Below are 25,069 nucleotides of genomic sequence, written 5' to 3'. Positions count from 1 at the left end.
CGGATCCGGCCGGATGCAGTCGGCGACATCACGCGACACGGATGCGGTTCTGCCGGAGTCACCCCGACACGGATGCGGTCGGCCCGGATCACCGCGGCACGACGGACTCCAGAACGGCGACGGCCTCGGCCAGCCCCGTCGGACGCGGCAGTCCGGTGACGGTCCGGCCGGACCAACCGGGCCCTATCGTCAGGACGACCGGCTTGCGGCGGGCACCGCGCACCCCCCACTCCATCGTGGCCACGTGCTGGGCCAGCGGCCGGCTGGCGGTCGTCCGGGACTGGGCCCACAGCCCCACCGCCGCGGGACCCGTCCTGCGGACGGCCGTGACGAGGGACTCCACGGGCAGGGCGCCGCCGAACATCCGCACCGGCACACCGCGTTCGGCCAGCGCGGCCGCCAGCACCTCCAGGGGCAGCGTGTGGTTCTCCCCCGGCACACAAGCGAGCACGACGGTCGCGCCCGGACGGTCGGGTGCCGCGGGCGGGGCGCCCCGCCGCAGCGCGCCGGAGACGTGCCAGGACAGGAAGTGCTCGACCTCGACGTACCTCTCCCCCGAGCTCTCCCACTTGCGGCCGACCGCCTGGAGGGTCGGCATGATCACCTCGGTCCAGGCAGCGACCAGCCCGTGCTCGGCGATCGCGGACTGGAGCAGGTCGTCCAGAGCGGGGGCGTCGAGGCGCAGTGCGGCACGGGCGATGCCCTTGCACTCCTGACGCACATCACCGAGGCGCAGCCCGCTGCCCGCGCGGCTGCGGGTGGGGGCGGCGCTGGCGCCGGCGCGGACGGCTGATCGCGGTGTCGCCCCGGGGTCCGTGCGGCCCGGAACGGTCTCCCCCGCCGATTCCCCCGCCGACTCCCCGGCCCCTTCCCCGGCTGCCTCCGGGGGTGCGGGGGCGACCCGCCGGGCCCAAGCCGTCTCCTGCGTCGTTTCGCCGAGGACCTCGCGGGCCGCCTCGGCGGGCGGTATCCCGGTCGCGGTCAGGGCACACATCCGCTCCAGCCGGGCCACGTCCGTCGGGGTCCACCGCCGGTGACGGCCACCGGTGTGCGCGTCGGGTCCGAGGCCGTAGCGGCGGTCCCACGTGCGGACCGTTGTCGGTGCCACCCCCAGCCGCCTGGCCACCTCGCCGGTGGTCAGACCGCCACCGGGCGCCCCACCCCCGGGTGGTCCGCCTCCGGGCAGCCCGCCACCGGGCGGCCCGACCTCGCCTCCGCGGCGTTCACTGTCCCGTTCGTGTGCACCCATACCTCCGACTGTACGACGCATAAACGACGCATGTTGAGCCGCGTCGTTTGTGCACCGAACACTGGCCTGGAGCGCACGGGGCGCGGCTCACTCAGCGCGACCGGTGCGGTTCGGCAGACGGCCTTCCGTCCCCGCACGACGCACTGCAGGAGGAACCAGGCCATGATCACGAACACGCGACTCACCGCCCCCACCGCGCCCGCGGAGGAAACGCGGTACGAGGAGGAGCTGGCCCGTGGCCTCGTCGCCGCCGACGAGGAGGCGTTCGCCGCGATCTACCGGCGTTGGGGCTCGCTCGTCCACACCATGGCCACCCGACTGCTCGGTGACACCCACGAGGCGGAGGACGTGACCCAGCAGGTCTTCCTCGGCGCGTGGCACGGCCGGGCGGGCTTCCGCCCCGAACGGGGTCCGCTCGGCGCCTGGCTGGTCGGCATCACGCGCCGCAAGATCGTCGACGCGCTGGCGGCCCGGACGCGACGGCTGACGCTCATCGACTCGGCCGGCCGCGACGCGGACACCAACGGCCCCGACGACGCGGCATCGGACCGCGTCCTGGACCGGGTGCTGCTGGTCGACGCCCTGGCCCGGCTGCCGCGCCACCAGCGGGAGGTGCTGTGCATGGCCTTCTACGAGGACCTGACCCAGGCGCAGATCGCGGAGCGGACCGGGATGCCCCTGGGGACCGTCAAGAGCCACGCCCGTCGCGGCCTGCACCGGCTGCGCCTGGTGATCGAGCAGCCCGCGGCCGCCGACACGGACCTGTAGCGGTGGCGCCGTACACGCATCCGCGACGGCCCCCACACCTGAAAACAGGACCGAGACTCCGCACCGTACGGAGACTCCGTTCGAAGGGATGATTCCCATGACCTCCCACACCCGCCTCGCCATCGCCGCCTCGGCCGGAGCCTGCGCCCTTGCCCTCGGCGTTTCCGCTCCCGCCCTGGCCGAACAGCAGGACCAGGCCATGGTGTCCGTCTTCCACGGCATCCCCGGCATGACCGTGGACGTGTACGCCAACGGCGACCAGCTGATCCGCGACTTCAAGCCCGGCACGGTGACGGACCCCAAGGCGCTCGACGCCGGCACCTACGACATCCGGATCTTCGCAGCGGGCAAGGGCCCCGGCGGAACTCCGGCCCTGGAGAAGAAGATCGAGGTGTCCGAGGGCGCGAACGCCACGGTCGCCGCTCACCTCTCCGCCGACGGCACACCGGAGTTGACGGCCTTCACCAACGACGTCTCCCAGGTGGACGCCGGAAAGGCCCGTCTGACGGTCCGCCATGTCGCGGCGGCCCCGGCTGTCGACGTCCGGGCCGGCGGACAGCCCGTCTTCAGCAACCTGACCAACCCGAAGGAGGACACCGCCGAGGTCGACGCGGGCACCCTCAACACCGATGTGGTGCTCGCCGGTACGGACACCGTGGCCATCGGCCCGGCCGACCTGAGGCTCGGCGAAGGCACGAGCAACGTCGTCTACGCCTGGGGCAGCGCCGACGACAAGAACCTGGCCCTGGCGACCCAGACGTTCAGCGGCATGGCGTCGTCGCCGCGCGGCGTTCCCGCGGGCGGCAACGGTGCCGCCGTCGCACCGAACTCCTCCGACCTGAACCCGGCCTGGGCCGCCGGTGCCGGAGTGGTCGCGGTGGCGGGCGTGCTGGTGGCCCGCCGGGTCGCCCGCCGACGTGGCTGACGGTGCACGCCGACTGACGGGACCGATGCTGGCGGCTGCCGCTCTGGCAGCCGTCCTCGGTCTCCCGGCCGGGCCCTCGCAACCGGCCGCGCCAGGCCCCGACTTCGCGACCGCACCCTCCGGGTGGACGACCGGCTCGACGAGCGCACCCTCCGGGCGGACGGCCGACTCGACGACGAAGGCCGCACCGAGCACGGCCCCGGCCCCGCCGCCCCGCCGCGTCCTGCTTCCGCACGCGGATGTCGATGCCCGGGTCACTGCGGTGGGCGTGACGGACCGGGGCGACATGGCGGTCCCCGACGAGCCGTCCGTGGCCGGCTGGTACCGCCACGGCCCGGCGCCCGGCAGCGCTTCGGGTTCGGCGGTTCTCGTCGGACACGTGGACAGCGATACCGGGGCCATCGGCGAGTTCGCCGCGCTGTACGACGTACGGCGCGGGGACGGGGTGGAGGTGCGGCGTGCCGGGGCGGGACCGGTGCGGTACCGGGTCGTCTCACGCGTCACCGTCCCCAAGGACGAGTTGCCGTCTTCGGCGTTCCGCCGCACCGGCCCCCCGGTGCTGACGCTCATCACGTGCGCGCCCCCGTTCGTCCCCGAGCGGGGCGGCTACCTGTCCAACCTCGTCGTCACGGCGGAACCCGTGGAGTCCGGGAGGGAGCTGTGGCCCACGTAGAGCCCGCGCACCTGGTGGAACTGGCGCTGCGCAACGCCACCCCGACCGACGCGGACGCCGAGGCCCTGCGCCACATCGAAGAGTGCGGCCGCTGCGGTGACGAACTGCGCGTCCTGACCCGCCTGGTGACAGCGGCGCGCACCGCGCGGGCGTTGGACCTGCCGACCCCGCCCCCGGAACAGGTCTGGCGCCACATCATCCGAGAGGTCTCCCGCGAATCCGGCACACCCCGAGGGCCGGACCGCCCGGGGCACGACGAGAACGACGACTGCTGAGAGCCGCGAGCCCTCAGGGCGCGCCGGTCGAAGGTGACCCTCCGCCGCCTCCCTCCCCCGGCGAGGGCTGGGCGGCGTTGCGGCGCCCGCGCTCGTCTCCCGCATCGGCTTCGCCGAGCACATCCGTGCACATCCGTGCCACACATGACGCCCCTGTACCGGGCTCGGCGCACCGAGTTGCCCATGCGCCGCACCGCGGCCGTTCGAAAGCCCGTGTCGTGCGTCAGCGGTAGTCGTCCGGGTGGCCCTGCATCCATGTGTTGATCTTGTTCCGCGTGGCGATCAATGCGGCCTGGTGTTTCTTCAGGTTTTCGACGGATTGATCGCTGCCGACTTGCAGGTTGAGCTCCCTGATCGACTTGATCGGCTCGGCGAAGTGGCCGGGCCCCTTCTCAGATGCCTTCATGGCACCGTCGAGGCGGTGGAGTTCGTCCAAGACACGGCGCAGGAAGTAGGCGCAGTCGGCGGGCGTACAGGAATCATCCAAGGTCGCCTGCAGTCCGGCGAAGGCGTCACGGACTTTCTCAACCGGCGTTGCAGTCGGTATCAGTGGCGGTGAAGGCTCGGCGGCAGGTGTACTGACGGCCGACCGGCCGGCGACAGCCGGGGTGCCGCCCGGATCGTCGGAGTCGGAGCCGACGCTGCAGGACGCACCGAACATTGCCAGAGTCACGGCGGCAACCGCGCCCCACACTGTGGTTCTGGGCACGAACGCTCCTTTGTAGTCCCGGTCGGCCGCCCCCGTCCCCGCCGAACCGCGTCACTGGCGTCATCGTCGGCTGGGCCCCCGGCGGCCCGCAAGGGTCCAGACCAGTCGTTGCCATCCCGTGATCACCTCTGTGTGGCCACCGTGGAGTGATCTGGCATAACTTTCACGTGTCATGCACATGCAAAGAAAATGAGGGGGTAGCTCATGCGCAAGCGGCAAGCGCTTGCCGGCTTCTTCGCAGCAGCGGCACTCACCACCGGTATCGCGGTGAGCTCAGCCGGCGGGGGTGGGGCGGCACAGGGGGATCCTTCGCCGAGGCCGGTGGCGGCAAACGCAGTCGACGAGAGCAAGTGGCCGAGTCGCACTCCCGAGCGTGGGCTTGCCAAGGGGCTGTCCCTGCCGGTGGAGAAGTATCTCGTCGGCTACACGGACGTCGTGGATTGGCAGCGCGCTCAGCGCGACCTCTGGGTGAGCTGCATGGCCCGGTTCGGCTTCGAGAAGTTCGGCCCCCCGGTTCCGGGGGTCAACCCGCCCGTTGAGTTCAACGACGCCAACATGCCCAGGCGATACGGGGCTTCCGACGCGACGCAAGCGGCGAAATACGGCTACCACCTGCCGCCGGAGCAGCTGCAAGAGCCGCCGACGTGGGAGCCGGCCGCCGGGGCCGAGGAGGCCGTTTTCCTCGGGGAAGGGCCGGAGGTCTCGGGCGGCACGTACAACGGAGTGGCCGTTCCCCAGGGAGGGTGCCGCGGAGAGACGGAACGTCGGCTCGGGCACCTCGCACAGGGCGAGGACGCATCGAAAGTCAACGCGTCGAGCATGACCTTGTCCTTGAAGCAGCCCGGCGTCCAGAAGGCCATCGATGACTGGGCGGCGTGCATGAAGGACAAGGGCCACGCGTTCGACGATCCGTACAAGCCCGCTGCCAGTTTCGACCTGTCGACGCCCACGGCGTCGGCAGACGAGATCGAGGTGGCCACCGCCGACGTCGCCTGCAAGGGCGAAACCGGCCTCATCAAGGTCTGGTCCGCGGAGGAAACCGCCATTCAGAACCAGCAGATCGCGGCCAAGAAGACCTCTCTTGACGCCGAACTCGCCCGGACGAACACCGTCAAGACGACCGCGCGACGAGTGATCTCGGAAGGCAGTGCCAAGTGACCCCGACCCTACGCAATCTGATCCGGTCGCTCGCGGCCGCACTGCTCCTCGCCGCAAGCATCTTCTGCGCCCAGCCCGCGCAGGCCGCCACCTCCTACGAGTCGGACGGCTGCACGTCCAGCGGCAACCAGTACTGCTTCGTGCTCTACTACAACAGCGTCGGCTCGACCACCAACTCCGGACAGGGCTCCTGCTACATCTCCAACAGGAGCGTCCCCGACCACTACGGCTACTCCCCGAACGGGGCGACTCTGGTCCGCCTGGTATTCCACTACGGCATGCTTCCCGGTACCTGCACCACTGACAGCGGAGACGGGACCCCCCTCAAGAACAACGCCGCTTCCATCGCGAACGCCGAGTGCGGCGTCTACGACCGGGTCTACTGGGGCTCTGGTTACCAGAGCATCTCCCAGGCCATCTACGGTTCCTGCGGCGGTTACGGCGGCATGGCGGAAAACCTCGTGCCCGAGCTGAAGAACGAAAACGCATCCCACAAGAGGTACTAGCCCCACCTCCCTCTCCCGCGTCACGGCACTCACCTGTGGTGTGACGCGCGGGCGGTACCCCGTTCCGCGGACATTCCGACGGTGCACAACCGACACCGATCAAGGAAATAGCGTGAGACGCACACAACGTACGAGAAAGCGGTTTCTCACACCGGCCATTGTGGCGGTGGCGACGGCGCTGGCCATACCGCTGAGCCTGCCCGCGCAGGCATCCGAACCGAAGCCGCCGAAGAACGCAGCTCAGTGGCAGGCTCCGGACACACAGGACGCCGGCAAACCTGATGCGGTCCCCTCCCGGGACCGCGCCGACCTCCTCGGCGAAGGCTACAAGCAGTCCACCGACACCGCGTTCACCACGTCCGGTGACGGCACCGGATTCCATCTGCTGGTCGCGGACGAGAGCAACGGCTACGCCTGGAAGACCGCGGCCACTCTCTCCGAGCCCGGTTTCGACACCGACACCTGGATCGGCAACGCGTGTCTGACCGCCTCCGGCAAGCGGGCGGCGGTCGCCTACGCACCGCGTACCTTCACCAACAAGCCCGAACTGATGTCCCGGGGAGCCTTCACGGCCGTCGTGGACCTGACCACCGGCACGGTCACCAAGCTGCCCTTCCAAGGTTCGCTGGCCTACTTCAGCCCGGGCTGCGGTGACGGTGAAAAGGCCGTGTTCACCCAGCTCTCCTACGAGGGCGACGCCGCGCAGCGGACCCGGCTGATCACGGTGGACGCGACCACGGGCAAGGCCGCCGCCCCACTCACCTATCCCGGCCAGGTCACTTCCGCCGTGCCGACGCGGAACGGCGTCATCGCCGCCCACGGCAACCGGCTGGTCGCCGCCCGGGCCAAGGGCGGGCTCAGGCAGATCGCGCGCACCGAATCGGTGCCGTTCCAGCTGACGGTCGATGCCACGGGCGGCATCACCTATATCGACCGCACGAAGGACACCACCCCCGGCAGGGCGGCCACCGGCTACGCCCGGCACCTGGACGCCGGCCGGCTGCGCAAGGGCGACTCCCCGGCCGTCACGCTCGCTTCGGGTCCGCTGACCCAGTGGGATTTGACGTCCTCGGCCGACGGCACCGTCTACATCTCCGGCAAGGCCACCACCCGCGGCCCGCTACCGAAGACGGTGCGCAATCCCGGCGGTGTCGCCAAGGGCGCGCTCGTCTCCAGTCATGGCGCCGCCGCCCTCACCACCGCCTGGGCCGACGGCAAGGACAGCCGCATCCGGGCCGAGGAAGCCCTGACCGCACGCACCGCCCGGATCAGCCTTCGCCTGCTGGACACGAAGCGGGCGGTCACACTGGACGCCGTACCGGGAGAGCGCCGTATCGGCGGCAAGAGGGCGCAACGGCAGGGAGCGGCGACCTCCCCGGCGCTGCCGCAGCCGACCACGTCATCGGCGCGGGAGGGACGTTCGTCCGGCCTGTCAACACAGGCCGCGGGGACTGCCCAGCTCGCCCCGGACGACCCGACCGAGGACGCCGCCGAGCGCACCTGCGCCGTGCCCCGCAACGACGTCAAGAAGCAGGCCTTCCAGCCGACCCCGCGTCAGGTGGAGTGGGCCGTCGACCAGGCCGTCGTGGGCAAACTCGACTTCTACCGCTCCGCGGACTGGAAGAACACCGGCATGGCCGGCTACCAGCCGCAGGGGTTGTTCCCACCGCTCCTCCTCGAAGGCGACCCGAACGGGAAGCTGGACACCGAGGACGGCGACAACGACCGCTGGCACATCCCCTCGCAGATCCTCCTCGGGGTCACCGCGCAGGAGTCCAACATGTGGCAGGCGGCCCGCTCCGTCGTGCCCGGCGTGACCGGTAACAGCCTGATCGGAAACTTCTACGGCGTCGACTACTCCGCGTCCGGCGAGCAGCAGGACCCGTGGGCCATCGACTGGTCCGACGCGGACTGCGGTTACGGCATCACGCAGGCCACCGACGGCATGCGGCTGACCGGCAAGACGAAGCCCGGCGAGACCGCGATGAGCACCCTCAAGCAGGAGGCCGTCGCCCTCGACTACACCGCCAACATCGCCTACGGCGCCCAGATCCTGTCGGACAAGTGGAACCAGACCCGCAAGGCCGGCATGAAGGTCAACGACGGCCACCCCAAGTGGATCGAGAACTGGTTCTTCGCCCTGTGGGCGTACAACTCCGGCTTCTACGACAAGCCCGACTCCGCCGGGCACTCGGGTGTGGGCTGGACCAACAACCCCGCCAACCCGCTGTGGAAGGCCAACCGACTGCCGTTCCTGGAGAGCTCGAGCGGCGGTGACAGCTACTCCGACGCCGCGCACCCGCAGGACTGGCCCTACGAGGAGAAGGTCATCGGCTGGGCCGCGCGCCCCATCGCGGCTCTGTTCAGCCCCGGTGACGTCAAGGCCGGTTACATCGCGGCGTGGTGGAACAGCAACGGCGACCGCACCATGGCCAAGCCGCCGATCGACCTGTTCTGCGACTCGTCCAACAACTGCGACGACTCAAAGATCGGCGACAACGACTCCAACGACCCCGGCCAGGGCGCCTGCACCCTCGACTCGGGGACGAGCGAGACCAACCCGCACTGGCTGCACTGCTGGTGGAACAAGTCGGCGACGTGGAAGAACTGCTCGGCCTACGCCCAGTGCGGCAACCAGGTCCACCGGTTCAACACCTCGTACCCCGAGCAGCCGGACGCCAACTCCTACCCACCGCGCTGCTCCACCGGCCTGCCCGCGAGCGCGTTGATCGTCGACGACGTCAAGAAGGGTGTGGTACCCGCGGGGTCGGCTTCCCGGAGCTGTGGAGCGTCTGCGTCGAACGGCACCTTCACGCTCAACTACAGCATGTGGAACGGCACATATCCGGGGAAGATCGACACGCACCAGATCGGGGCGGGGTACGGAAATCACTTCTACTTCGCGCATACCCGGCAGCCGGAGTCCACGATGGGCACCGCCAACCGCATGAGGGCCATCGGTGTCTGGAAGCTCGGCCAGAAGGTCCCCGACGGCGGTCAGGCCAGGGTCTACGCGCACATCCCGGACCACGGGGCGCAGACCGCCCGGGCCACGTACGAGATCAAGACCGCGTTCGGCACCAGGACGAAGACGATCTCACAGGACGCCAACCAGTCCAACAAGTGGGTTGACCTGGGCTTCTTCCGCTTCAACGACACGATCCCCGAGGTGAGTCTGTCCAACTTCACCAGCGACGGCACCGGCGACAAGGACATCGCCTGGGACGCGGTCGCGTTCGTCCCCGGCGACTACGAGACGATGCCGGACGTCGTGTTCGGGCCGGCCAATCCCAACGCGCCCGACATCGACAACCTGGCCGCGCAGCCGGCCCGGCCGGCCGACCCTCCCACCTCAGGCCTCGCCGCCTCGCGTCTGACCAAGTCCGGTCAGCGGCTGGATGGTTCGGACTCCGGTCCGTCCACCTGCACCACCGGTGGTGTCACCGAACTGTGTGCGACCTACCTGCCCCTGAGCGAAGTCGACTCGTCCACGGCCGGCCCTGCCACCATGCGGCAGTCACGGACGCTCGGCGCGACAGCCGCCGGACCGGTGGACTGGTGCAAGGACGCCGCCGGGACCAGCTACCAGTACACCCGCATCGACGGTTGCCTGAAGGGAGCCATCGTCCTTGAGGCGACGCGGAACGGCGCACCCATCGGCACCGCGACGATGAAGGTCGTCCAGGAGATCAAGCTGAACCCCAAGTCCCAGCAGTTCACGACCTGGACGGAACTCTCGCTGATCGGCATGACGGGGATCACTTCCACGAGCCTCGCCACCATGACCGAGGACTGCTGGCCCACGACTGCCTGCTCCGAGTCAACCGGCTCGTGGGTCGGCAGCCTCACCTGGACGACCGGCGACGTCCACACCGCCACCCGCACCAACACCTACAGCTGGAACAAGGTAGCGGGCGGCGAGGCGAAGCTCGACCTGGACTGGACCACCACGTGGACCACTCCCAACGCGGCCATCCCGGCGAACCAGAAGTGGGCCGCCGACTCCTTCGACGTCCGGTGCGACAACAAGGTCGGCGGCAACACCGGTTGTGTCTTCTACAAGTCCACCCCGACCCTGCCCCTCAACAAACACAAGTATCCCGCAGCGGCCGCGTATTACTGGGTGCTGATGGAGATGCTCGACTCCCACCCCGGGAGCGAGGAGTACGGATCACCGCTGCACCGGCTGGCGAACGACGCGGACGCGAAGGAAAACCGCGACAAGATGTGTGAACTCGCGGTCGCCGAGTGGAAACCGAACCCGAAGGCGATCGGCGAGAGCTGCGACGAGTACCCGTTCGCCAAGTCGCGCGAGAGCGGCGGCCAGAAACTCGAGTCGGGCAAGTACTGCGCACAGATGTACGCCATGGAGAACACTGACGGAACGTTCACGCTGAAGTTGGACGAGAACTACGATTACCCGACCTGGCACGAGATCTGCGGCCGGGCGGCCATCACTGCGGCTCAGAACACCGCAGCCGGCGGAGACCTGGGACGGTTCACCTCCGACGTGCGATTGCTGGACAACGACGCGTATTACGTCCAGACGGGCCTGGAGGGCTGCGACATCGACTCGGTCTGCGATCTCGGCTGACCTGCCCTGCACCGCGCCCTCAGGGCGACGGCCTGCCGGATCCCCTCCACGGGTCCGGCAGGCCGTCGCCGTATGCAGCCGCCGTGCTTCTCAGCGCCGTGGCCGGAAGACGAGCCACTCCAGTTTGCGCCCCTCATGCACGGAGGGGACCCGGGGGAGCGAGGTGATCGGGGAGCCGTTCTCGACTGCCTCGCACAGCTCTTCCAGCATCAGTTCCTGACTCGCCCACAGCACCCGGTGGTCGGGGTCGCCGAAGGAGATCTCGCCCACCTCGCCGTAGTGGTCGCCTCGCCTGTGGTCCACGAACAGCATGTCGCCCGAGAAGCCCTGGGCGAACGGCACCCACTCGCGGTGCGCGATCCTGCCGACCACCAGGTCCTCGTCGCCCTCCTCCACCGCATCCTGGACCATCGACACGAGATGGCGCTGTCCCTCCAGGATCCTCCGGGTGTCCAGCAGGGCGTAGTTCAGCAGGAATGTCCCGGAGTCGGTGCTTCCTCGGGGCGGTACCACGCCGTCGTGCCGCGCCAGGAGTGCCTTCAGTTCCGGGTGGAGAGCGAAGCCAAGCCCTTCCTCCAACTGTGAGACGTCCGCCTCCGAAGCACCGACGCGCAGGGACGCGTATTCGCCGGGGGCATGCTCGGACAGCCAGCGTTCGAGACGCTCCCACAGCTGTGCGGTGTCGTGCGGTGCGTGAGACATACGGCATGTATATCGCGTGCGCGGATGCCGAGCATCAGCCCGCTTTCACGCTCGCGGTGTCGACGACGCCGCAGAGAAGGACGAGACCACCGTGGAGGCCGGCCAGTAGATGCCGTCAGCTGCTCGAAGGCAGTTTCCAGGGCGCATCCCAGCACCGTCCCAGCACGGGAGCAGCGACAAAGTACGAGAAAATCCGGGACGCCAAGACTATGCGCCACCGTTGCAGGCTGCACAGCACCCCCAGCGCTGTAATAGTTCTTGTACTGGACTGACCTCATGAAGTCACCCCGCCCCGGCGGCACGGAGAACATCTCCGTCTCGATGCCCTCGGAACTCCTCGGTGCTCTGCGCACACGTACCGGCAAGCGCGGCGTGTCCGCGTATGTGACCGCGGCGGTCCGGCATCAGCTGGCGATGGACGGCCTCGCCGAGATCGTGGCCGCCTACGAAGCCGAGCACGAGCCTTTGAGCGAGGCCGAAGTCCAGGCCGCGCAGCGCGAATTGTTCGGTGACGCACCGGCGCCCTACGCGTCGAACGACAGCGCCGCATGAAGGAGCCCGCGGCCAGGTCCCTGATTCTGGACTCCCAGGCGTTGTCGCTGCTGCTGCGCAACGACCGCCAGATGATCACCCGGATCGAGGCCGCTCGGCGGGTGGGCGTGCCCGTCCTCGTGTCGGCCCTGACGGTGGTGGAGGCCGTCTACGGGAAGACGGATACCGCCCGACTGCACTGGGTGCTCCCCCGCCTTCAGGTTCAGGACGTCACCCAGGAGGACAGCCTCACCGCGGTGCAGCTGCTGAGCGACGCCGGCGGTCCGCACGGCCACAAGTACGCCATCGACGCCCTCGTCGCCGCGATGCCACTCCGCTCCCCGGCACCCGTCCTCGTACTGACATCGGACCGCGACGACTGGTCGAAACTGTGCGGCGACCGCGTACAGATCAAGGACGTCTGACCGAGCGCACGGGTGCGGTGGCGCCCTGGGCGGCGGCCCAGGAAGCGAGCAGGCGCAGGCCCCTCCTCGGAGGGCGAGCCCGGTTCAGTCGTGTAGATGGTGAGGGTGAGGCCGGGTTCGGCCGCCCTCTCCAGGCCCTCGAAAGCGAGGGTGAACTCACTGACCTTCGCATGGTGGAAGCGCTTCACCCCGGTGCCGTACCGACGTCGGCTCCTCCCGTTCCGCCAAGGCCGCGCCCTCTGGATCACTGGGAGCTGCCGGGCGCTCCGTGTGAGAGCAGCGCGACAGGTGACGTGTACGTCGTGGGCGCCCCGCTTACAAGTGCGTGCGCTCCGTGTCGTCAAGCCGCAGAGCCTGGGCCAGCGCCTCCAGGACGCTGTCGGAGACACCACTGAGATTGCCGCGCTCCCAAACGCGTGTAGTACTCGACGCTGACCCCGGCGAGCGTCGCGACCTTGTTCCTGCGAAGCCCGGCCACCCGGCGTTGGCCGTACACGGGCAGACCGGCCTGCTCGGGCGTGATCTTGTCACGGCGAGACTTCAGAAACGCACTGATTTCGGCGCGGTTGTCCATGAGGCCAGAGTAGGTTCGCCGCACACGGGCTGAGAGGCCCTGTCATTACCCCTCACAGCAGTCCCCCCCCCCAGCGCCAGCCCCTTCCGGTAGCGCGGAGTCGCAGGTCAGAGGGGTTCGCCGCTGGATACCTGCCCGCCCCCAGGCGGAATGCGGACAACAGCGGCGCCTGAGGCAGCCGACCAACCAACACGCTCCAAGGAAGCCGGCGTGACGGTCTTCGGCGGTGAGCACCGCGTCCCCGGGCTGCGCCGCGAAGAGGTCGCCCAGCTCGCCGGCGTGAGCACCGCTTACTCCACCCGGATGGAACGCAGGAACCTACGCGGCGTCTCCGAGAGCGTCCTGCGCTCACTCGCCCGCACCCTACGCATGGGCGAGCATTCTCATCCCGTCCCAGTACCATCCCTGCACGGTAGGGATGAGCGGGGGTGAAGACGGGTGACGAGGGGTCAGCTATCCCATCACCATCCCAGCACGGGGAAACGCAAAGGGCCCGACGCCGAAGAGCCGGGCCCTCTCTGACCTGCATGTTTGCCAGATCAGCGAAGTGGTGCCAAGTCACCCGCTACACATTGAAGCGGAACTCCACCACATCCCCGTCCTGCATCACGTACTCCTTGCCCTCCATACGCGCCTTCCCCTTCGCGCGGGCCTCCGCCACCGACCCCGTCTCCACCAGGTCGTCGAAGGAGATGACCTCCGCCTTGATGAAGCCCTTCTGGAAGTCGGTGTGGATGACGCCGGCGGCCTCGGGGGCCGTGGCGCCCTTCTTGATCGTCCAGGCTCGGGATTCCTTGGGGCCGGCGGTCAGGTACGTCTGGAGCCCCAGGGTCCGGAAGCCGACGTGGGCGAGGGTCGCCAGGCCCGGCTCCTCCTGGCCGACGGACTGGAGGAGTTCCAGCGCCTCGTCCTCGTCGAGCTCGGCGAGGTCCGCCTCCAGCTTGGCGTTGAGGAAGATCGCCTCGGCCGGGGCGACCAGCGCCCGCTGCTCGTTCTTGAAGTCCTCGTCGGTCAGCTCGTCCTCGTCGACGTTGAAGACGTAGAGGAACGGCTTGGTGGTGAGCAGGTGCAGGTCGTGCAGGAGCTCGTTGCGCTCGGTGCCCTGGACGATGCCGTGCGCGAAGAGCGTGTCGCCCTTCTCCAGGATCTCCTTCGCCTCCTCGACGGCCTTGACCTTCGGCGCGATGTCCTTCTTGATGCGCGACTCCTTCTGGAGGCGCGGCAGGACCTTCTCGATGGTCTGCAGGTCCGCGAGGATCAGCTCGGTGTTGATCGTCTCGATGTCGTCCTTGGGCGAGACCTTGCCGTCCACGTGCACGACGTTCTCGTCCTTGAAGGCACGGATGACCTGGCAGATCGCGTCGGACTCGCGGATGTTCGCGAGGAACTTGTTGCCGAGCCCCTCGCCCTCGGACGCGCCGCGCACGATGCCGGCGATGTCGACGAAGTCGACCGTGGCCGGGAGCACCCGCTGCGAGGAGAAGATCTCGGCCAGCTTGGTGAGGCGCGGGTCGGGGACGCCGACCACGCCGACGTTCGGCTCGATGGTGGCGAACGGGTAGTTGGCCGCCAGCACGTCGTTCTTGGTCAGGGCGTTGAACAGGGTCGACTTGCCGACATTCGGCAGACCGACGATTCCGATCGTGAGCGACACGTTGCGACTTCCCGTGAGTGGAGGGCCAGGGGGCCGGGGTCCCGTGAGTGCAGGGCCAGGGGCCAGGGACCGGCCGATCCACCAGTCTACGGCGTGTCCGGAACCGTCCCGGCGACGTATCGAACGCATGGCCAAGCTCGGCCGACGGTGTGTCTGAAGGGCCATTCGGCATATTGAACGACCTAAGTTGGAGCAGTGGAGCAATACAGGACGCGTTCTCCCCGGTACGGACCGCGACGGGACCGGCCCAGGCCGCCCCGGCAACCCCTGCCGTCGCAGGCGGGACGGGGGGCGGGGGGTGAGCCCGTGCGTGCGGCACGGCCGCCCGGGCGGCAGCGCCGCCCGGCACCGGTACGGCGCCCCGCGCCCGCACCGGCGCCCGCCGCGGGAGGCCCGCCGAACCCCCGGCTGACCGGGCTGGGCAGCGGGCTGTTCTGCACGGTGGTGATGTTCCTGCTCGGCACGGTGTGCTCGGCGCTGTTCGGGGCGTCCCTGACGGCGTACGGCGTGCTGTTCCTGCCGGTGTGCGCGCTGACCGCCCTCTGGGTGCGCCGGGGGGACCTGATGACCGCGCCCGTCGTGATGCCGATCGCCTTCGCCGTGGGGCTGCTGCCGGTGGCCGACGGCGAGGGAGGGGTCGGCGGCACGCTGATGGGCCTGGTGACGGCGCTCGCCACCCAGGCCGGCTGGCTGTACGGAGGGACGCTGATCGCCGGGCTGATCGTGATCGTCCGGCGGATCCACCTGGTCCACCGACGACGGACGGCAGGAGCAGGAACCCGACCACCGGCCTGACCCCGCCCGGTCCGAAACGGCCCGCAGCGCCGGCCGAGGGCCTGACACCACCCGGCCCGAAACAGCCCTCACGCCGACCGCCGGTCTCACCCCATCCGGCCCTGCACACCCTCCGCGCCGACCGCCGGTCTCACACCCCCGGCGGCCCGAAACGACCTAGTGTCCGGCCGCGCGCATCGCCGCGCCCACGATGCCCGCGTTGTTCTGCAGCTGCGCCGGGACGATTTCCGCCTTGATGCCCTCGATGTGGGGCAGGAACTTGTGCGACTTGCGGCTGACACCCCCGCCGATGATGAACAGCTCCGGCGAGAACAGCATCTCGACGTGGGCGAGGTACTTGCGGACGCGGTGCGCCGCCCAGTGCTCCCACGTCATGTCGTGGTCCTCGCGGGCCTTGCTGGAGGCCCGCTTCTCCGCGTCGTGCCCGTCGAGCTCCAGGTGGCCCAGCTCGGTGTTCGGGACGAGCACGCCGTCCACGAAGAGCGCGCTGCCGATGCCGGTGCCGAAGGTCAGGAGGATCACGGTGCCCCGGCGGTCGCGGCCGGCGCCGAAGTGCATCTCGGCGACACCCGCCGCGTCCGCGTCGTTGACCACCGTCACCGGCAGCCCGCCCAGCCGCTCGCCGAGCAGCGCGCGGGCGTCGGTGTCGATCCAGCTGTCGTCGACGTTCGCCGCCGTGCGGATCGTGGCTCCGTCGGTGACCACGCCCGGGAAGGTCACACCGACCGGGCCCGTCCAGCCGAAGTGGTCGACGACCTGCTTGACGCCGTCGGCCACCGCATCGGGCGTGGCCGGGTGGGGGGTGAGGACCTTGTGGCGCTCCTGCGCCAGGTCGCCCTTGTCCAGGTCCACCGGCGCACCCTTGATCCCGGATCCGCCGATGTCCACTCCGAAGATCTGCATGGCCTTACGTTACGACGAACGACTGACAGTCACAGGCCGGACAGCGGTGCCGCCCGGCCTGTCCCCGATCACTCCCCGATCACTCCCCGGAATTTTCACCGGTCCCGGCGCCGCCCCGCTCGGCGGCCAGGGCGGCGGCCTCCTCGCGCAGGTCGCGGCGCAGTTCCTTGGGCAGGGAGAAGGTGATGGACTCCTCGGCGGCCTTGACGATCTCGACGTCCTCGAAGCCGCGCCGGGAGAGGAACTCCAGGACCTGCTCGACCAGGACCTCCGGGACGGAGGCGCCCGAGGTGACGCCGACCGTGCTGACGCCCTCCAGCCACGCCTCGTCGATCTCGTCGGCGAAGTCCACGAGGTAGGCCTCGCGGGCACCGGCGATCTTGGCGACCTCGACGAGCCGCTTGGAGTTGGAGGAGTTGCGCGAGCCGACGACGATGACCAGGTCCGACTCGGCGCCCATCTGCTTCACGGCCAGCTGGCGGTTCTGCGTGGCGTAGCAGATGTCGTCGCTGGGCGGGGAGATGAGCTGCGGGAACTTGTCCTTCAGGGCGTCGACGGTCTCCATGGTCTCGTCGACGGACAGCGTGGTCTGGGAGAGCCAGACGACCTTGGACGGGTCGCGGACCTCGACCTTCGCCACATCGCCCGGCCCGTCGACGAGCTGGATGTGGTCGGGGGCCTCGCCGGAGGTGCCGATGACCTCCTCGTGGCCCTCGTGGCCGATCAGGAGGATGTCGTAGTCCTCGTTCGCGAAGCGGACGGCTTCCTTGTGGACCTTGGTGACCAGCGGGCAGGTGGCGTCGATGGTGGCGAGCTTGCCGCGCTCGGCCTCCTCGTGGACGACGGGGGCCACGCCGTGCGCGGAGAACATGACGATGTTCCCCGGGGGCACTTCCTCCGTCTGCTCGACGAAGATCGCGCCCTTCTTCTCCAGGGTCTGCACGACGTACTTGTTGTGGACGATCTCGTGCCGGACGTACACCGGAGCGCCGTACTGCTCCAGGGCTTTCTCGACGGCGATCACGGCGCGGTCCACACCCGCGCAGTAGCCACGGGGGGCGGCGAGCAGGACACGGCGGCCAGGCGAAGCAGACATGCGTCCCATCGTAAGGCCGCGTTCGGACGGTCGGAGATCCCGTGGGCGCGCCGTCCCCGGGAAGACGGACACGGCGCGACGCGAGTGACGTACGGCGGGTGCGGAGGCAGGCGGTGGCGTCGCCGTGAGGAGGGCGCTGCGCGCAGGGCGGCCGGCCCGCGTCGCCGGCGGCCTCGCCCCCGTAAGGCGAGGCCGGTGTCCGCAGGGCGGCTGAACCCCGTTGTCGGCGGTGCCCACTACTCTCGCGGGCATGGCTGTGAACACGACTCCGGAAGCCCCGCTGCCCGTCGGCGAGGTGTCGCGGCTCATCGGGGGCTGGATCGACCGGCTCGGGGCGGTGTGGGTCGAGGGGCAGATCACGCAGTTGTCGCGGCGGCCGGGTGCCGGTGTGGTGTTCCTGACGCTGCGGGACCCCTCGTACGACATCTCCGTCAGCGTCACCTGCTACCGGCAGGTGTTCGACGCCGTCGCGGACGTGGTGAGCGAGGGCGCCCGGGTCGTCGTCCTCGCCAAGCCCGAGTGGTACGCCCCGCGGGGGCAGCTGTCGCTGCGGGCCGCCGAGATACGGCCCGTCGGGGTCGGTGAACTGCTCGCGCGGCTGGAGCATCTGAAGAAGGCCCTCGCGCGGGAGGGGCTGTTCGCGGCGGAGCGCAAGAAGCCGCTGCCGTTCCTGCCGCAGCTGGTCGGGCTGGTCTGCGGCCGGGCCTCGGCCGCCGAGCGGGACGTGCTGGAGAACGCCCGGCACCGCTGGCCCGCCGTGCGCTTCGAGGTGCGCAACGTCGCCGTGCAGGGCGTGCACGCGGTGCCGCAGGTCGTGCAGGCGGTGAAGGAGCTCGACGCGATCGACGACGTGGACGTGATCATCGTCGCCCGGGGCGGCGGCAGTGTGGAGGACCTGCTGCCGTTCTCCGACGAGCAGCTGATCCGCACGGTCGCCCAGTGCCGTACGCCGGTGGTGTCCGCCATCGGGCACGAGCCGGACAGCCCGCTGCTGGACCAGGTCGCCGACCTGCGCGCCTCCACGCCGACCGACGCCGCCAAGAAGGTCGTGCCGGACGTCGGCGAGGAGTACGAGCGGGTGCGGCTGCTGCGGGACCGGGCGCGGCGGTGCGTGGCGGCGCTGGTGGAGCGCGAGGAGCGCGGGCTGGCGCACGCGCTGGCGCGGCCGTCGATAGAGGACCCGCACCGGATGATCGATGTGCGGGCCGATCAGGTCGCGGACCTGCTCGACCGGGGCCGGCGGTGCCTGCGGCACCAGCTCGACCGGGCGGACTCGGAGCTGGCCCACACGCACGCGCGCGTGGTGGCCCTCTCCCCCGCCGCAACCCTGAAGCGCGGGTACGCCGTGCTGCAGAAGGCGGACGGGCACGCCGTCCGCGACCCGGGCGAGGTGCAGGCCGGCGAGGCCCTGCGCGCGCGGGTCTCCGAGGGTGAGCTCTCCGTACGAGTGGACACATAGGGTGAGTGGATGACCAGCGAGGTTGAAGAGACACCGGGCGCCGGCGAGGCGCTCGGGTACGAGCAGGCGCGCGACGAGCTGATCGAGGTCGTCCGGCGTCTGGAGGCGGGCGGTACGACGCTGGAGGAGTCCCTGGCGCTGTGGGAGCGGGGCGAGGAGCTGGCCAAGGTGTGCCGACGCTGGCTGGACGGGGCCCGGGCGCGGCTGGACGCGGCGCTGGCGGAGGAGGCCGCGGAGGGGGAGGGCCCGGAGTAGCCGGGTCCGCAGGGGCCGGGGAGTAGCCGGGTCCGGGTAAGCGGGTCCGAGGTAGGCGGGTCCGTTCAGTTCGGGGTGACACACGACACCCCCATATTAGTTGAACGTTGAACTTCACTGGCGTACGGTCGAAGACGTCAGCCGATCTTCCGGACCAGACGCGAGAAAGTGCATTCATGTCCCTCGTTCTTGACCCCGCCGCCCAGGACCTGCTGTTCCGCGAGGCCCGGTCCGCCAACACCTTCACCGACGAGCCGGTGACCGACGAGCAGGTGCAGGCGATCTACGACCTGGTCAAGTACGGTCCGACCGCCTTCAACCAGACCCCGCTGCGCATCACCCTGGTCCGCTCCCCCGAGGCCCGCGAGCGCCTGGTGGCGCACATGGCCGAGGGCAACCGGCCCAAGACGGCGAGCGCCCCGCTGGTGGCGATCCTCTCCGCGGACAACGAGTTCCACGAGGAGCTGCCGCACCTGTTCCCGGCCGCCCCGCAGATCAAGGACATCTTCTTCACCGAGCGCCCGGCCCGCGAGAACGCCGCCGCGCTGAACGCCGCCCTCCAGGCCGCGTACTTCATCGTCGGTGTCCGCGCCGCCGGCCTGGCCGCCGGCCCGATGACCGGCTTCGACTTCGAGGGTGTCCGCAAGGAGTTCCTGGACGACGACCACACCCCGCTGATGGTCGTCAACATCGGCCGCCCCGGCCCGGACGCCTGGCACCCGCGCTCCCCGCGCCTGGAGTTCGACCAGGTCGTCACGACGGTCTGAGCCGCCTCCCGCGGACGCACATGAGCAAGGCCCCCGGCGACAACGCCGGGGGCCTTCCTCGTGCGGCCTTCACTTCGTCTGAAGCGCCCCGGCCATCTTCGCGAGCTGCGCGAACGACGCGGTGCCGGTGACGACCGTCGTCGAGCCCTTCGTGCCCTCGAGGACCAGTGCGTCGTAACGGCCGCCCTCGTATCGCATCCAGGTGTCGCCGTCGATCTTCTCGGTCTTCCCGGTCTCGTGGGCACCCTGTGTCGCCTCGTCCAGGAAGACCGGGCGGCGCTGAGTGGACTGCTCGACCGCCACGTACTCCCCCTCGGGATCGTGGAAGCCGAGGTGCCAGGCGTCGTACTCGTCACCCCTGAAGCGGACGGAGGTGGCCTTCCACGCGTCGGACAGACCCTCGGGCGCGGCCACGGGATAGGAGGCGGCGCGGCGTGCCGTGAGCAGTTCGACCCGGTAGTCGACGGCCTTGACCTCGGGCGCGCTGTCGTCGTGCGGGATGAAGAGGTACACGAAGCCCGCCACCAGGATGATGATCCCCATCGAGAGGATCATGTCCCGCGCCGTCTTCTGCTTGCCGTTCGTGCCTGCCACGCCCCCTATCGTCGCAGGTCCCTGACGCGCTCATCCGTGGGGGCCCCTGCTCATTTTGCGGGCTCGGAGATAGAGTCGGGCGACAACACCCTCATCCGGCCGTCGCCGTACAGAAAGGTGCGCTCCGATGACCGAGCATCATCATTTGCCGTCCGAACTCGATGTGCCCTCCGAGGCCCCCGACCGCAACCTCGCCCTGGAGCTCGTCCGGGTCACCGAGGCGGCGGCGATGGCCGCGGGCCGTTGGGTCGGGCGGGGTGACAAGAACGGCGCCGACGGTGCCGCGGTGCGTGCCATGCGGACCCTCGTCTCCACCGTCTCGATGAACGGCGTCGTCGTCATCGGCGAGGGCGAGAAGGACGAAGCCCCGATGCTGTTCAACGGGGAGCGCGTGGGCGACGGGACCGGGCCCGAGTGCGACATCGCCGTCGACCCGATCGACGGCACCACGCTGACCGCGAAGGGCATGACGAACGCGATCGCGGTGCTGGCCGCCGCCGAGCGCGGGTCCATGTTCGACCCGTCCGCCGTCTTCTACATGGACAAGCTCGTCACCGGGCCCGAGGCGGCCGACTTCGTCGACATCAACGCCCCGGTGTCGGTGAACATCCGCCGGGTCGCCAAGGCGAAGCGGTCCGCACCGGAGGACGTGACGGTGGTGATCCTGGACCGGCCGCGGCACGAGGGCATCATCAAGGAGATCCGGGACACCGGGGCGCGCATCAGGCTGATCTCCGACGGCGACGTGGCCGGCTCCATCCTGGCGCTGCGGGAGGGCACCGGGGTCGATCTGCTGCTCGGCATCGGCGGTACGCCCGAGGGCATCATTTCGGCCTGTGCGGTGAAGTGCCTGGGCGGCACGATCCAGGGCAAGCTGTGGCCCAAGGACGACGCGGAGCGGCAGCGGGCGATCGACGCGGGGCATGATCTCGACCGGGTACTGACGACCGAGGATCTCGTCACCGGCGAGAACGTGTTCTTCGTGGCGACCGGCATCACGGACGGCGAACTGCTGCGCGGAGTGCGCTACCGGGCGGAGACCGCGACGACCGACTCGATCGTGATGCGGTCGCGGTCGGGCACGGTCCGGCGGATCTCCTCCGAGCACCGGCTGAGCAAGCTGCGGGCCTACAGCGCGATCGACTTCGACAAGGGGAAGTAGCGCGCCAAAGAGGTGGGGACTGCGGATCGCCGGCGAGTGCGGGTCCGTTGTGGTTGATCGCGCCCGCGCGGCGGAGCCGCAGATCGATACCGCCCCGCATTCCTTGACGGTGCCGAACGGAAAGGGGCGTCCCCGGTGCGGTGGGGGCGCCCCTTTCGTGCTGCTGGGCCGTCAGCCGGCCGCGGCTATCCGGTCCGCCGGGCGGGCCGCCTTCTTCAGCTCCATCTCGCGGCGGCGCCGTCGGGCCAGCACCACGCGGCGTTCCGCGGCGGTGAGGCCGCCCCAGACGCCGTAGGGCTCGGGCTGGAGCAGGGCGTGTTCACGGCACTCGACCATCACGGGACAGCGGGCGCAGACCCGCTTTGCCGCTTCCTCCCGGGACAGCCGTGCGGCGGTCGGTTCCTTGGAGGGTGCGAAGAACAGGCTCGCTTCGTCGCGCCGGCACACCGCCTCGGTGTGCCATGGGGCGTCCTGGTCCCTGTCTCGCGCCGGCACCCGCGGGGCCGGAACGGCAGCGACCTGCAGGGACGAATGCGGCGGTTGCAGCACGGTCTACTCCTGACGACGGCTTCGCGAGCGAGAGACGATGCAGCAAGGCCTACCCGCTGTACGCGCGCCTATGCACTGAGTTCCGAACGGCCGGATTCGGGGGATTCGCGGCTGTCAATGCCCCAGGTGTTTGCGCAAACCCCTGTCGACCTTGCGCTGCACCCGGTCCAGGATGTCGGCGACGACCTTGCCCCGCCTCGGCCGGGCCTCGACGCTGCCCAGGACGGCCCAGCCGTCGACGTAGACGATGGGGGCCTCCGGGTCGTCCGAGTCGAGCGTGGCCACCTCGAAGCTGCCGAGGACGCCGCCGCCCATGCCGCGCAGCGACACGTTCTCCGGGACGCGGATGTCGACGCTGCCGAAGACCGCGAAGGACCTGACGACGACCTGCTGGTGGTCGAAGAGGGCCTCGCTCAGGTCTATCTCGACGCTGCCGAAGATCGCGTACGCGTGGATACGGCGGCCCGCGCGCCGGCGGCCCTTGCGGACGGCGCTGCTGAACACCGCGACCACGTTGTCGTCCGGGTCGACCGGGATGGCACCGACGGTGGGGCGCCAGGGGGCCGGGGCGTGGGCGGGGCCGGGGCCGGGGCCCTGGCGGTGGGCCGCGGGCAGGTCCCGCACGAAGACCTCCAGCTCGCCGACGGTCTTGGCGCGCAGCACCCCCTCGACGCGCTCGGCATGCTCGTCCGCGGTGAGGCGGCCCTCGGCCAGGGCGTCGCGCAGGAGGTCGGCTATGCGGTCGCGCTCGGCGTCGGAGGCGCGGAGCTCGGAGGCGGCGGGCGCGCCCTGCTGCCGGAGATCCGGCTTCTGGAGGTCCTGCTTCTGAAGGTCCACGACAGCAGCGTACCGAAACACGATAGATCGCGATAGCCCCCCTCTCGCGGCCGAGTGTGACGAACTCAGCCCTACCTCACGGGCTCGCTGTCAGCGGCAGGTTCTACGCTGGTTGGCGCTCGCCAAAGGAGGCGGGCCGCCGTCCGCAGAGTGAGGAATGGGCTGAGATGCCTGAGTTCGCGTACACCGATCTGCTCCCCCAGGGAGAGGACACCACCCCCTACCGGCTGGTGACCTCCGAGGGTGTCTCCACGGTCGAGGGGCCGGACGGACGGACCTTCCTCCAGGTGGAGCCGGAGGCGCTGCGCAAGCTCGCCGAAGAGGCCATCCACGACATCCAGCACTACCTGCGCCCGGCCCACCTCGCGCAGCTGCGCCGCATCATCGACGACCCCGAGGCGTCGGGCAACGACAAGTTCGTGGCGCTGGACCTGCTGAAGAACGCGAACATCGCGGCGGCCGGGGTGCTGCCGATGTGCCAGGACACGGGCACGGCGATCGTCATGGGCAAGCGCGGGCAGAACGTGCTGACCCGGGGCCGCGACGAGGAGGCACTGAGCCGCGGCATCTACGACGCGTACCAGAACCTGAACCTGCGCTACTCGCAGATGGCTCCGCTCACCATGTGGGAGGAGAAGAACACCGGCTCCAACCTCCCCGCGCAGATCGAGCTGTACGCGGCCGACGGCGGCGCCTACAAGTTCCTCTTCATGGCCAAGGGCGGCGGCTCGGCCAACAAGTCGTTCCTGTACCAGGAGACGAAGGCCGTTCTGAACGAGTCCTCCATGATGAAGTTCCTGGAGGAGAAGATCCGCTCGCTGGGTACGGCGGCCTGCCCGCCGTACCACCTGGCGATCGTGGTCGGCGGCACCTCCGCCGAGTACGCGCTGAAGACCGCGAAGTACGCCTCCGCGCACTACCTGGACGAGATCCCGGCCGAGGGCTCCGAGCTCGGGCACGGGTTCCGGGACAAGGAGCTGGAGGAGAAGGTCTTCGAGCTGACGCAGAAGATCGGCATCGGCGCGCAGTTCGGCGGCAAGTACTTCTGCCACGACGTGCGCGTGGTGCGCCTGCCGCGGCACGGCGCGTCCTGCCCGGTGGCCATCGCGGTCTCCTGCTCCGCCGACCGCCAGGCCGTCGCGAAGATCACCGCCGAGGGCGTCTTCCTGGAGCAGCTGGAGACGGACCCGGCACGCTTCCTGCCGGAGACCACCGACGAGCAGCTCGACGAGAGCGGCGACGTCGTCAAGATCGACCTGAACCAGCCGATGGAGACGATCCTGGCGGAGCTCACCAAGTACCCGGTGAAGACCCGCCTGTCCCTGACCGGCCCCCTGGTCGTGGCGCGTGACATCGCCCACGCCAAGATCAAGGAGCGGCTGGACGCGGGCGAGGAGATGCCGCAGTACCTGAAGGACCACCCGGTGTACTACGCCGGTCCGGCCAAGACGCCCGAGGGTTACGCGTCGGGCTCCTTCGGCCCGACCACGGCCGGCCGCATGGACTCCTACGTGGAGCAGTTCCAGGCGGCGGGCGGCTCCAAGGTGATGCTGGCCAAGGGCAACCGCAGCAAGCAGGTCACCGACGCGTGCGACGCCCACGGCGGCTTCTACCTCGGCTCCATCGGCGGCCCGGCCGCGCGCCTGGCCCAGGACTGCATCAAGAAGGTCGAGGTCGTCGAGTACGAGGAGCTCGGCATGGAGGCCGTCTGGAAGATCGAGGTCGAGGACTTCCCCGCCTTCATCGTGGTCGACGACAAGGGCAACGACTTCTTCCAGGACCCGGCCCCGGCCCCCACGTTCACCTCCATTCCGGTACGCGGACCCGGACTCGCCTGACCGCGACGGTGATGATTCGCCTCCGCGGGGAACAGTGGTCGCGGCGCTGACGCTGTGACACGTGGAGGTGA

25 protein-coding genes and 2 pseudogenes are annotated in these 25,069 nt (G+C 69.8%); 16 read left to right on the top strand and 11 right to left on the bottom strand.

What is annotated here, in order from left to right; all coding sequences use genetic code 11:
* Nucleotides 1–88: 88 nt before the first annotated feature.
* On the bottom strand, nt 89–1,249 hold the full coding sequence (locus AB0B29_RS07820; protein ID WP_362235335.1) for a MerR family transcriptional regulator: 1,161 nt from the start codon (nt 1,247–1,249) through the stop codon (nt 89–91).
* Nucleotides 1,250–1,411: 162 nt separating this feature from the next.
* Here AB0B29_RS07820 and AB0B29_RS07815 point away from each other — a divergent pair, with 162 nt between their 5' ends.
* The 4 genes from AB0B29_RS07815 to AB0B29_RS07800 all read left to right on the top strand — a co-directional run bounded on the left by AB0B29_RS07815 (nt 1,412) and on the right by AB0B29_RS07800 (nt 3,890).
* Nucleotides 1,412–2,017 (top strand): sigma-70 family RNA polymerase sigma factor, encoded by a 606-nt coding sequence (locus tag AB0B29_RS07815; protein WP_362235332.1) that lies wholly within the window; start codon nt 1,412–1,414, stop codon nt 2,015–2,017.
* Nucleotides 2,018–2,114: 97 nt separating this feature from the next.
* Nucleotides 2,115–2,942 (top strand): DUF4397 domain-containing protein, encoded by an 828-nt coding sequence (locus AB0B29_RS07810; protein ID WP_362235329.1) that lies wholly within the window; start codon nt 2,115–2,117, stop codon nt 2,940–2,942.
* Nucleotides 2,935–3,615 (top strand): class F sortase, encoded by a 681-nt coding sequence (locus AB0B29_RS07805; RefSeq protein WP_362235326.1) that lies wholly within the window; start codon nt 2,935–2,937, stop codon nt 3,613–3,615. The genes AB0B29_RS07810 and AB0B29_RS07805 overlap by 8 nt, the downstream gene beginning before the upstream one ends.
* On the top strand, nt 3,603–3,890 hold the full coding sequence (locus AB0B29_RS07800; RefSeq protein ID WP_362235323.1) for a hypothetical protein: 288 nt from the start codon (nt 3,603–3,605) through the stop codon (nt 3,888–3,890). Before AB0B29_RS07805 ends, AB0B29_RS07800 begins: the two co-directional genes overlap by 13 nt.
* Nucleotides 3,891–4,113: 223 nt before the next feature.
* On the opposite strand, the gene AB0B29_RS07795 is transcribed toward AB0B29_RS07800, so the two are convergent.
* On the bottom strand, nt 4,114–4,599 hold the full coding sequence (locus AB0B29_RS07795; RefSeq protein ID WP_362235320.1) for a hypothetical protein: 486 nt from the start codon (nt 4,597–4,599) through the stop codon (nt 4,114–4,116).
* A gap of 204 nt (nt 4,600–4,803) precedes the next feature.
* Between AB0B29_RS07795 and AB0B29_RS07790 the strand changes: the two genes are divergently transcribed.
* From AB0B29_RS07790 to AB0B29_RS07780, 3 genes are all read left to right on the top strand, one after another.
* The gene (locus tag AB0B29_RS07790; RefSeq protein WP_362235318.1) at nt 4,804–5,757 is read left to right on the top strand and encodes a hypothetical protein; all 954 of its coding nucleotides are present in this window, start codon (nt 4,804–4,806) and stop codon (nt 5,755–5,757) included.
* Entirely contained in the window at nt 5,754–6,263 is a 510-nt protein-coding gene (locus tag AB0B29_RS07785; protein ID WP_362235316.1) for a hypothetical protein, read from the top strand. Before AB0B29_RS07790 ends, AB0B29_RS07785 begins: the two co-directional genes overlap by 4 nt.
* A 112-nt stretch (nt 6,264–6,375) precedes the next feature.
* The gene (locus AB0B29_RS07780) at nt 6,376–10,857 is read left to right on the top strand and encodes a hypothetical protein (RefSeq protein ID WP_362235313.1); all 4,482 of its coding nucleotides are present in this window, start codon (nt 6,376–6,378) and stop codon (nt 10,855–10,857) included.
* A gap of 90 nt (nt 10,858–10,947) precedes the next feature.
* Here the strand turns inward: AB0B29_RS07780 and AB0B29_RS07775 are convergent, their stop codons facing one another.
* Nucleotides 10,948–11,559, bottom strand: coding sequence for an SMI1/KNR4 family protein (locus AB0B29_RS07775; RefSeq protein WP_362235310.1), 612 nt, complete (start codon nt 11,557–11,559; stop codon nt 10,948–10,950).
* Nucleotides 11,560–11,835: 276 nt separating this feature from the next.
* Here AB0B29_RS07775 and AB0B29_RS07770 point away from each other — a divergent pair, with 276 nt between their 5' ends.
* A complete protein-coding gene (locus AB0B29_RS07770) occupies nt 11,836–12,111 on the top strand; it encodes a hypothetical protein (protein WP_030222583.1) in 276 nt (91 codons plus the stop codon).
* Nucleotides 12,108–12,515 (top strand): DNA-binding protein, encoded by a 408-nt coding sequence (locus AB0B29_RS07765; protein WP_362235307.1) that lies wholly within the window; start codon nt 12,108–12,110, stop codon nt 12,513–12,515. The genes AB0B29_RS07770 and AB0B29_RS07765 overlap by 4 nt, the downstream gene beginning before the upstream one ends.
* A gap of 122 nt (nt 12,516–12,637) precedes the next feature.
* On the opposite strand, the pseudogene AB0B29_RS37735 reads toward AB0B29_RS07765, so the two are convergent.
* Nucleotides 12,638–12,703 (bottom strand): annotated as a pseudogene (locus tag AB0B29_RS37735) (hypothetical protein); the annotation flags it as partial.
* Nucleotides 12,704–12,833: 130 nt separating this feature from the next.
* A pseudogene (locus tag AB0B29_RS07755) lies at nt 12,834–13,089 on the bottom strand (helix-turn-helix domain-containing protein); the annotation flags it as partial.
* A gap of 150 nt (nt 13,090–13,239) precedes the next feature.
* Between AB0B29_RS07755 and AB0B29_RS07750 the strand changes: the two are divergent.
* Nucleotides 13,240–13,521, top strand: coding sequence for a helix-turn-helix transcriptional regulator (locus AB0B29_RS07750; RefSeq protein ID WP_362235304.1), 282 nt, complete (start codon nt 13,240–13,242; stop codon nt 13,519–13,521).
* 133 nt (nt 13,522–13,654) lie between these two features.
* Here AB0B29_RS07750 and ychF read toward each other — a convergent pair whose 3' ends face one another.
* Nucleotides 13,655–14,743: a redox-regulated ATPase YchF gene (gene ychF / locus AB0B29_RS07745; protein WP_362235301.1), complete on the bottom strand. Its 1,089-nt coding sequence runs from the start codon at nt 14,741–14,743 to the stop codon at nt 13,655–13,657.
* A gap of 195 nt (nt 14,744–14,938) precedes the next feature.
* Between ychF and AB0B29_RS07740 the strand changes: the two genes are divergently transcribed.
* Nucleotides 14,939–15,538 carry a DUF6542 domain-containing protein gene (locus tag AB0B29_RS07740; protein WP_362235298.1) on the top strand — a complete coding sequence of 200 codons (600 nt, stop codon included), beginning with the start codon at nt 14,939–14,941 and terminating at the stop codon, nt 15,536–15,538.
* Between the two features lie 156 nt (nt 15,539–15,694).
* Here the strand turns inward: AB0B29_RS07740 and ppgK are convergent, their stop codons facing one another.
* A complete protein-coding gene (gene ppgK, locus AB0B29_RS07735) occupies nt 15,695–16,441 on the bottom strand; it encodes a polyphosphate--glucose phosphotransferase (RefSeq protein ID WP_362235296.1) in 747 nt (248 codons plus the stop codon).
* Between the two features lie 79 nt (nt 16,442–16,520).
* A complete protein-coding gene (locus tag AB0B29_RS07730) occupies nt 16,521–17,546 on the bottom strand; it encodes a 4-hydroxy-3-methylbut-2-enyl diphosphate reductase (protein ID WP_362235293.1) in 1,026 nt (341 codons plus the stop codon).
* Nucleotides 17,547–17,787: 241 nt separating this feature from the next.
* On the opposite strand from AB0B29_RS07730, the gene xseA reads away from it, so the two are divergent.
* The 3 genes from xseA (at nt 17,788) to AB0B29_RS07715 (ending at nt 20,018) form a co-directional block, all read left to right on the top strand.
* Nucleotides 17,788–18,996 (top strand): exodeoxyribonuclease VII large subunit, encoded by a 1,209-nt coding sequence (xseA, locus tag AB0B29_RS07725; protein WP_362235291.1) that lies wholly within the window; start codon nt 17,788–17,790, stop codon nt 18,994–18,996.
* A 9-nt stretch (nt 18,997–19,005) separates the two neighbouring features.
* Nucleotides 19,006–19,251 carry an exodeoxyribonuclease VII small subunit gene (locus AB0B29_RS07720; RefSeq protein WP_362235288.1) on the top strand — a complete coding sequence of 82 codons (246 nt, stop codon included), beginning with the start codon at nt 19,006–19,008 and terminating at the stop codon, nt 19,249–19,251.
* Between the two features lie 176 nt (nt 19,252–19,427).
* Nucleotides 19,428–20,018 (top strand): malonic semialdehyde reductase, encoded by a 591-nt coding sequence (locus AB0B29_RS07715; protein ID WP_362235286.1) that lies wholly within the window; start codon nt 19,428–19,430, stop codon nt 20,016–20,018.
* 69 nt (nt 20,019–20,087) lie between these two features.
* Here the strand turns inward: AB0B29_RS07715 and AB0B29_RS07710 are convergent, their stop codons facing one another.
* Nucleotides 20,088–20,612 (bottom strand): DUF4245 domain-containing protein, encoded by a 525-nt coding sequence (locus AB0B29_RS07710; RefSeq protein ID WP_362235283.1) that lies wholly within the window; start codon nt 20,610–20,612, stop codon nt 20,088–20,090.
* A 127-nt stretch (nt 20,613–20,739) separates the two neighbouring features.
* Between AB0B29_RS07710 and glpX the strand changes: the two genes are divergently transcribed.
* Entirely contained in the window at nt 20,740–21,774 is a 1,035-nt protein-coding gene (gene glpX / locus AB0B29_RS07705; protein WP_362235280.1) for a class II fructose-bisphosphatase, read from the top strand.
* A gap of 171 nt (nt 21,775–21,945) precedes the next feature.
* On the opposite strand, the gene AB0B29_RS07700 is transcribed toward glpX, so the two are convergent.
* Nucleotides 21,946–22,323, bottom strand: a complete 378-nt coding sequence (locus AB0B29_RS07700) for a WhiB family transcriptional regulator (RefSeq protein WP_362235277.1) — start codon at nt 22,321–22,323, stop codon at nt 21,946–21,948.
* Nucleotides 22,324–22,437: 114 nt separating this feature from the next.
* Nucleotides 22,438–23,160 (bottom strand): DUF1707 SHOCT-like domain-containing protein, encoded by a 723-nt coding sequence (locus AB0B29_RS07695; protein ID WP_362235274.1) that lies wholly within the window; start codon nt 23,158–23,160, stop codon nt 22,438–22,440.
* Nucleotides 23,161–23,327: 167 nt separating this feature from the next.
* On the opposite strand from AB0B29_RS07695, the gene AB0B29_RS07690 reads away from it, so the two are divergent.
* Entirely contained in the window at nt 23,328–24,998 is a 1,671-nt protein-coding gene (locus AB0B29_RS07690) for a fumarate hydratase (RefSeq protein WP_362235272.1), read from the top strand.
* Nucleotides 24,999–25,069 lie beyond the last annotated feature (71 nt).

This window comes from Streptomyces tibetensis (assembly GCF_040647715.1).
Lineage (GTDB): Bacteria > Actinomycetota > Actinomycetes > Streptomycetales > Streptomycetaceae > Streptomyces > Streptomyces tibetensis_A.
The sequence above is the reverse complement of the archived record's forward strand: the minus strand, read 5'-3'. Positions and strand labels throughout refer to the sequence as shown.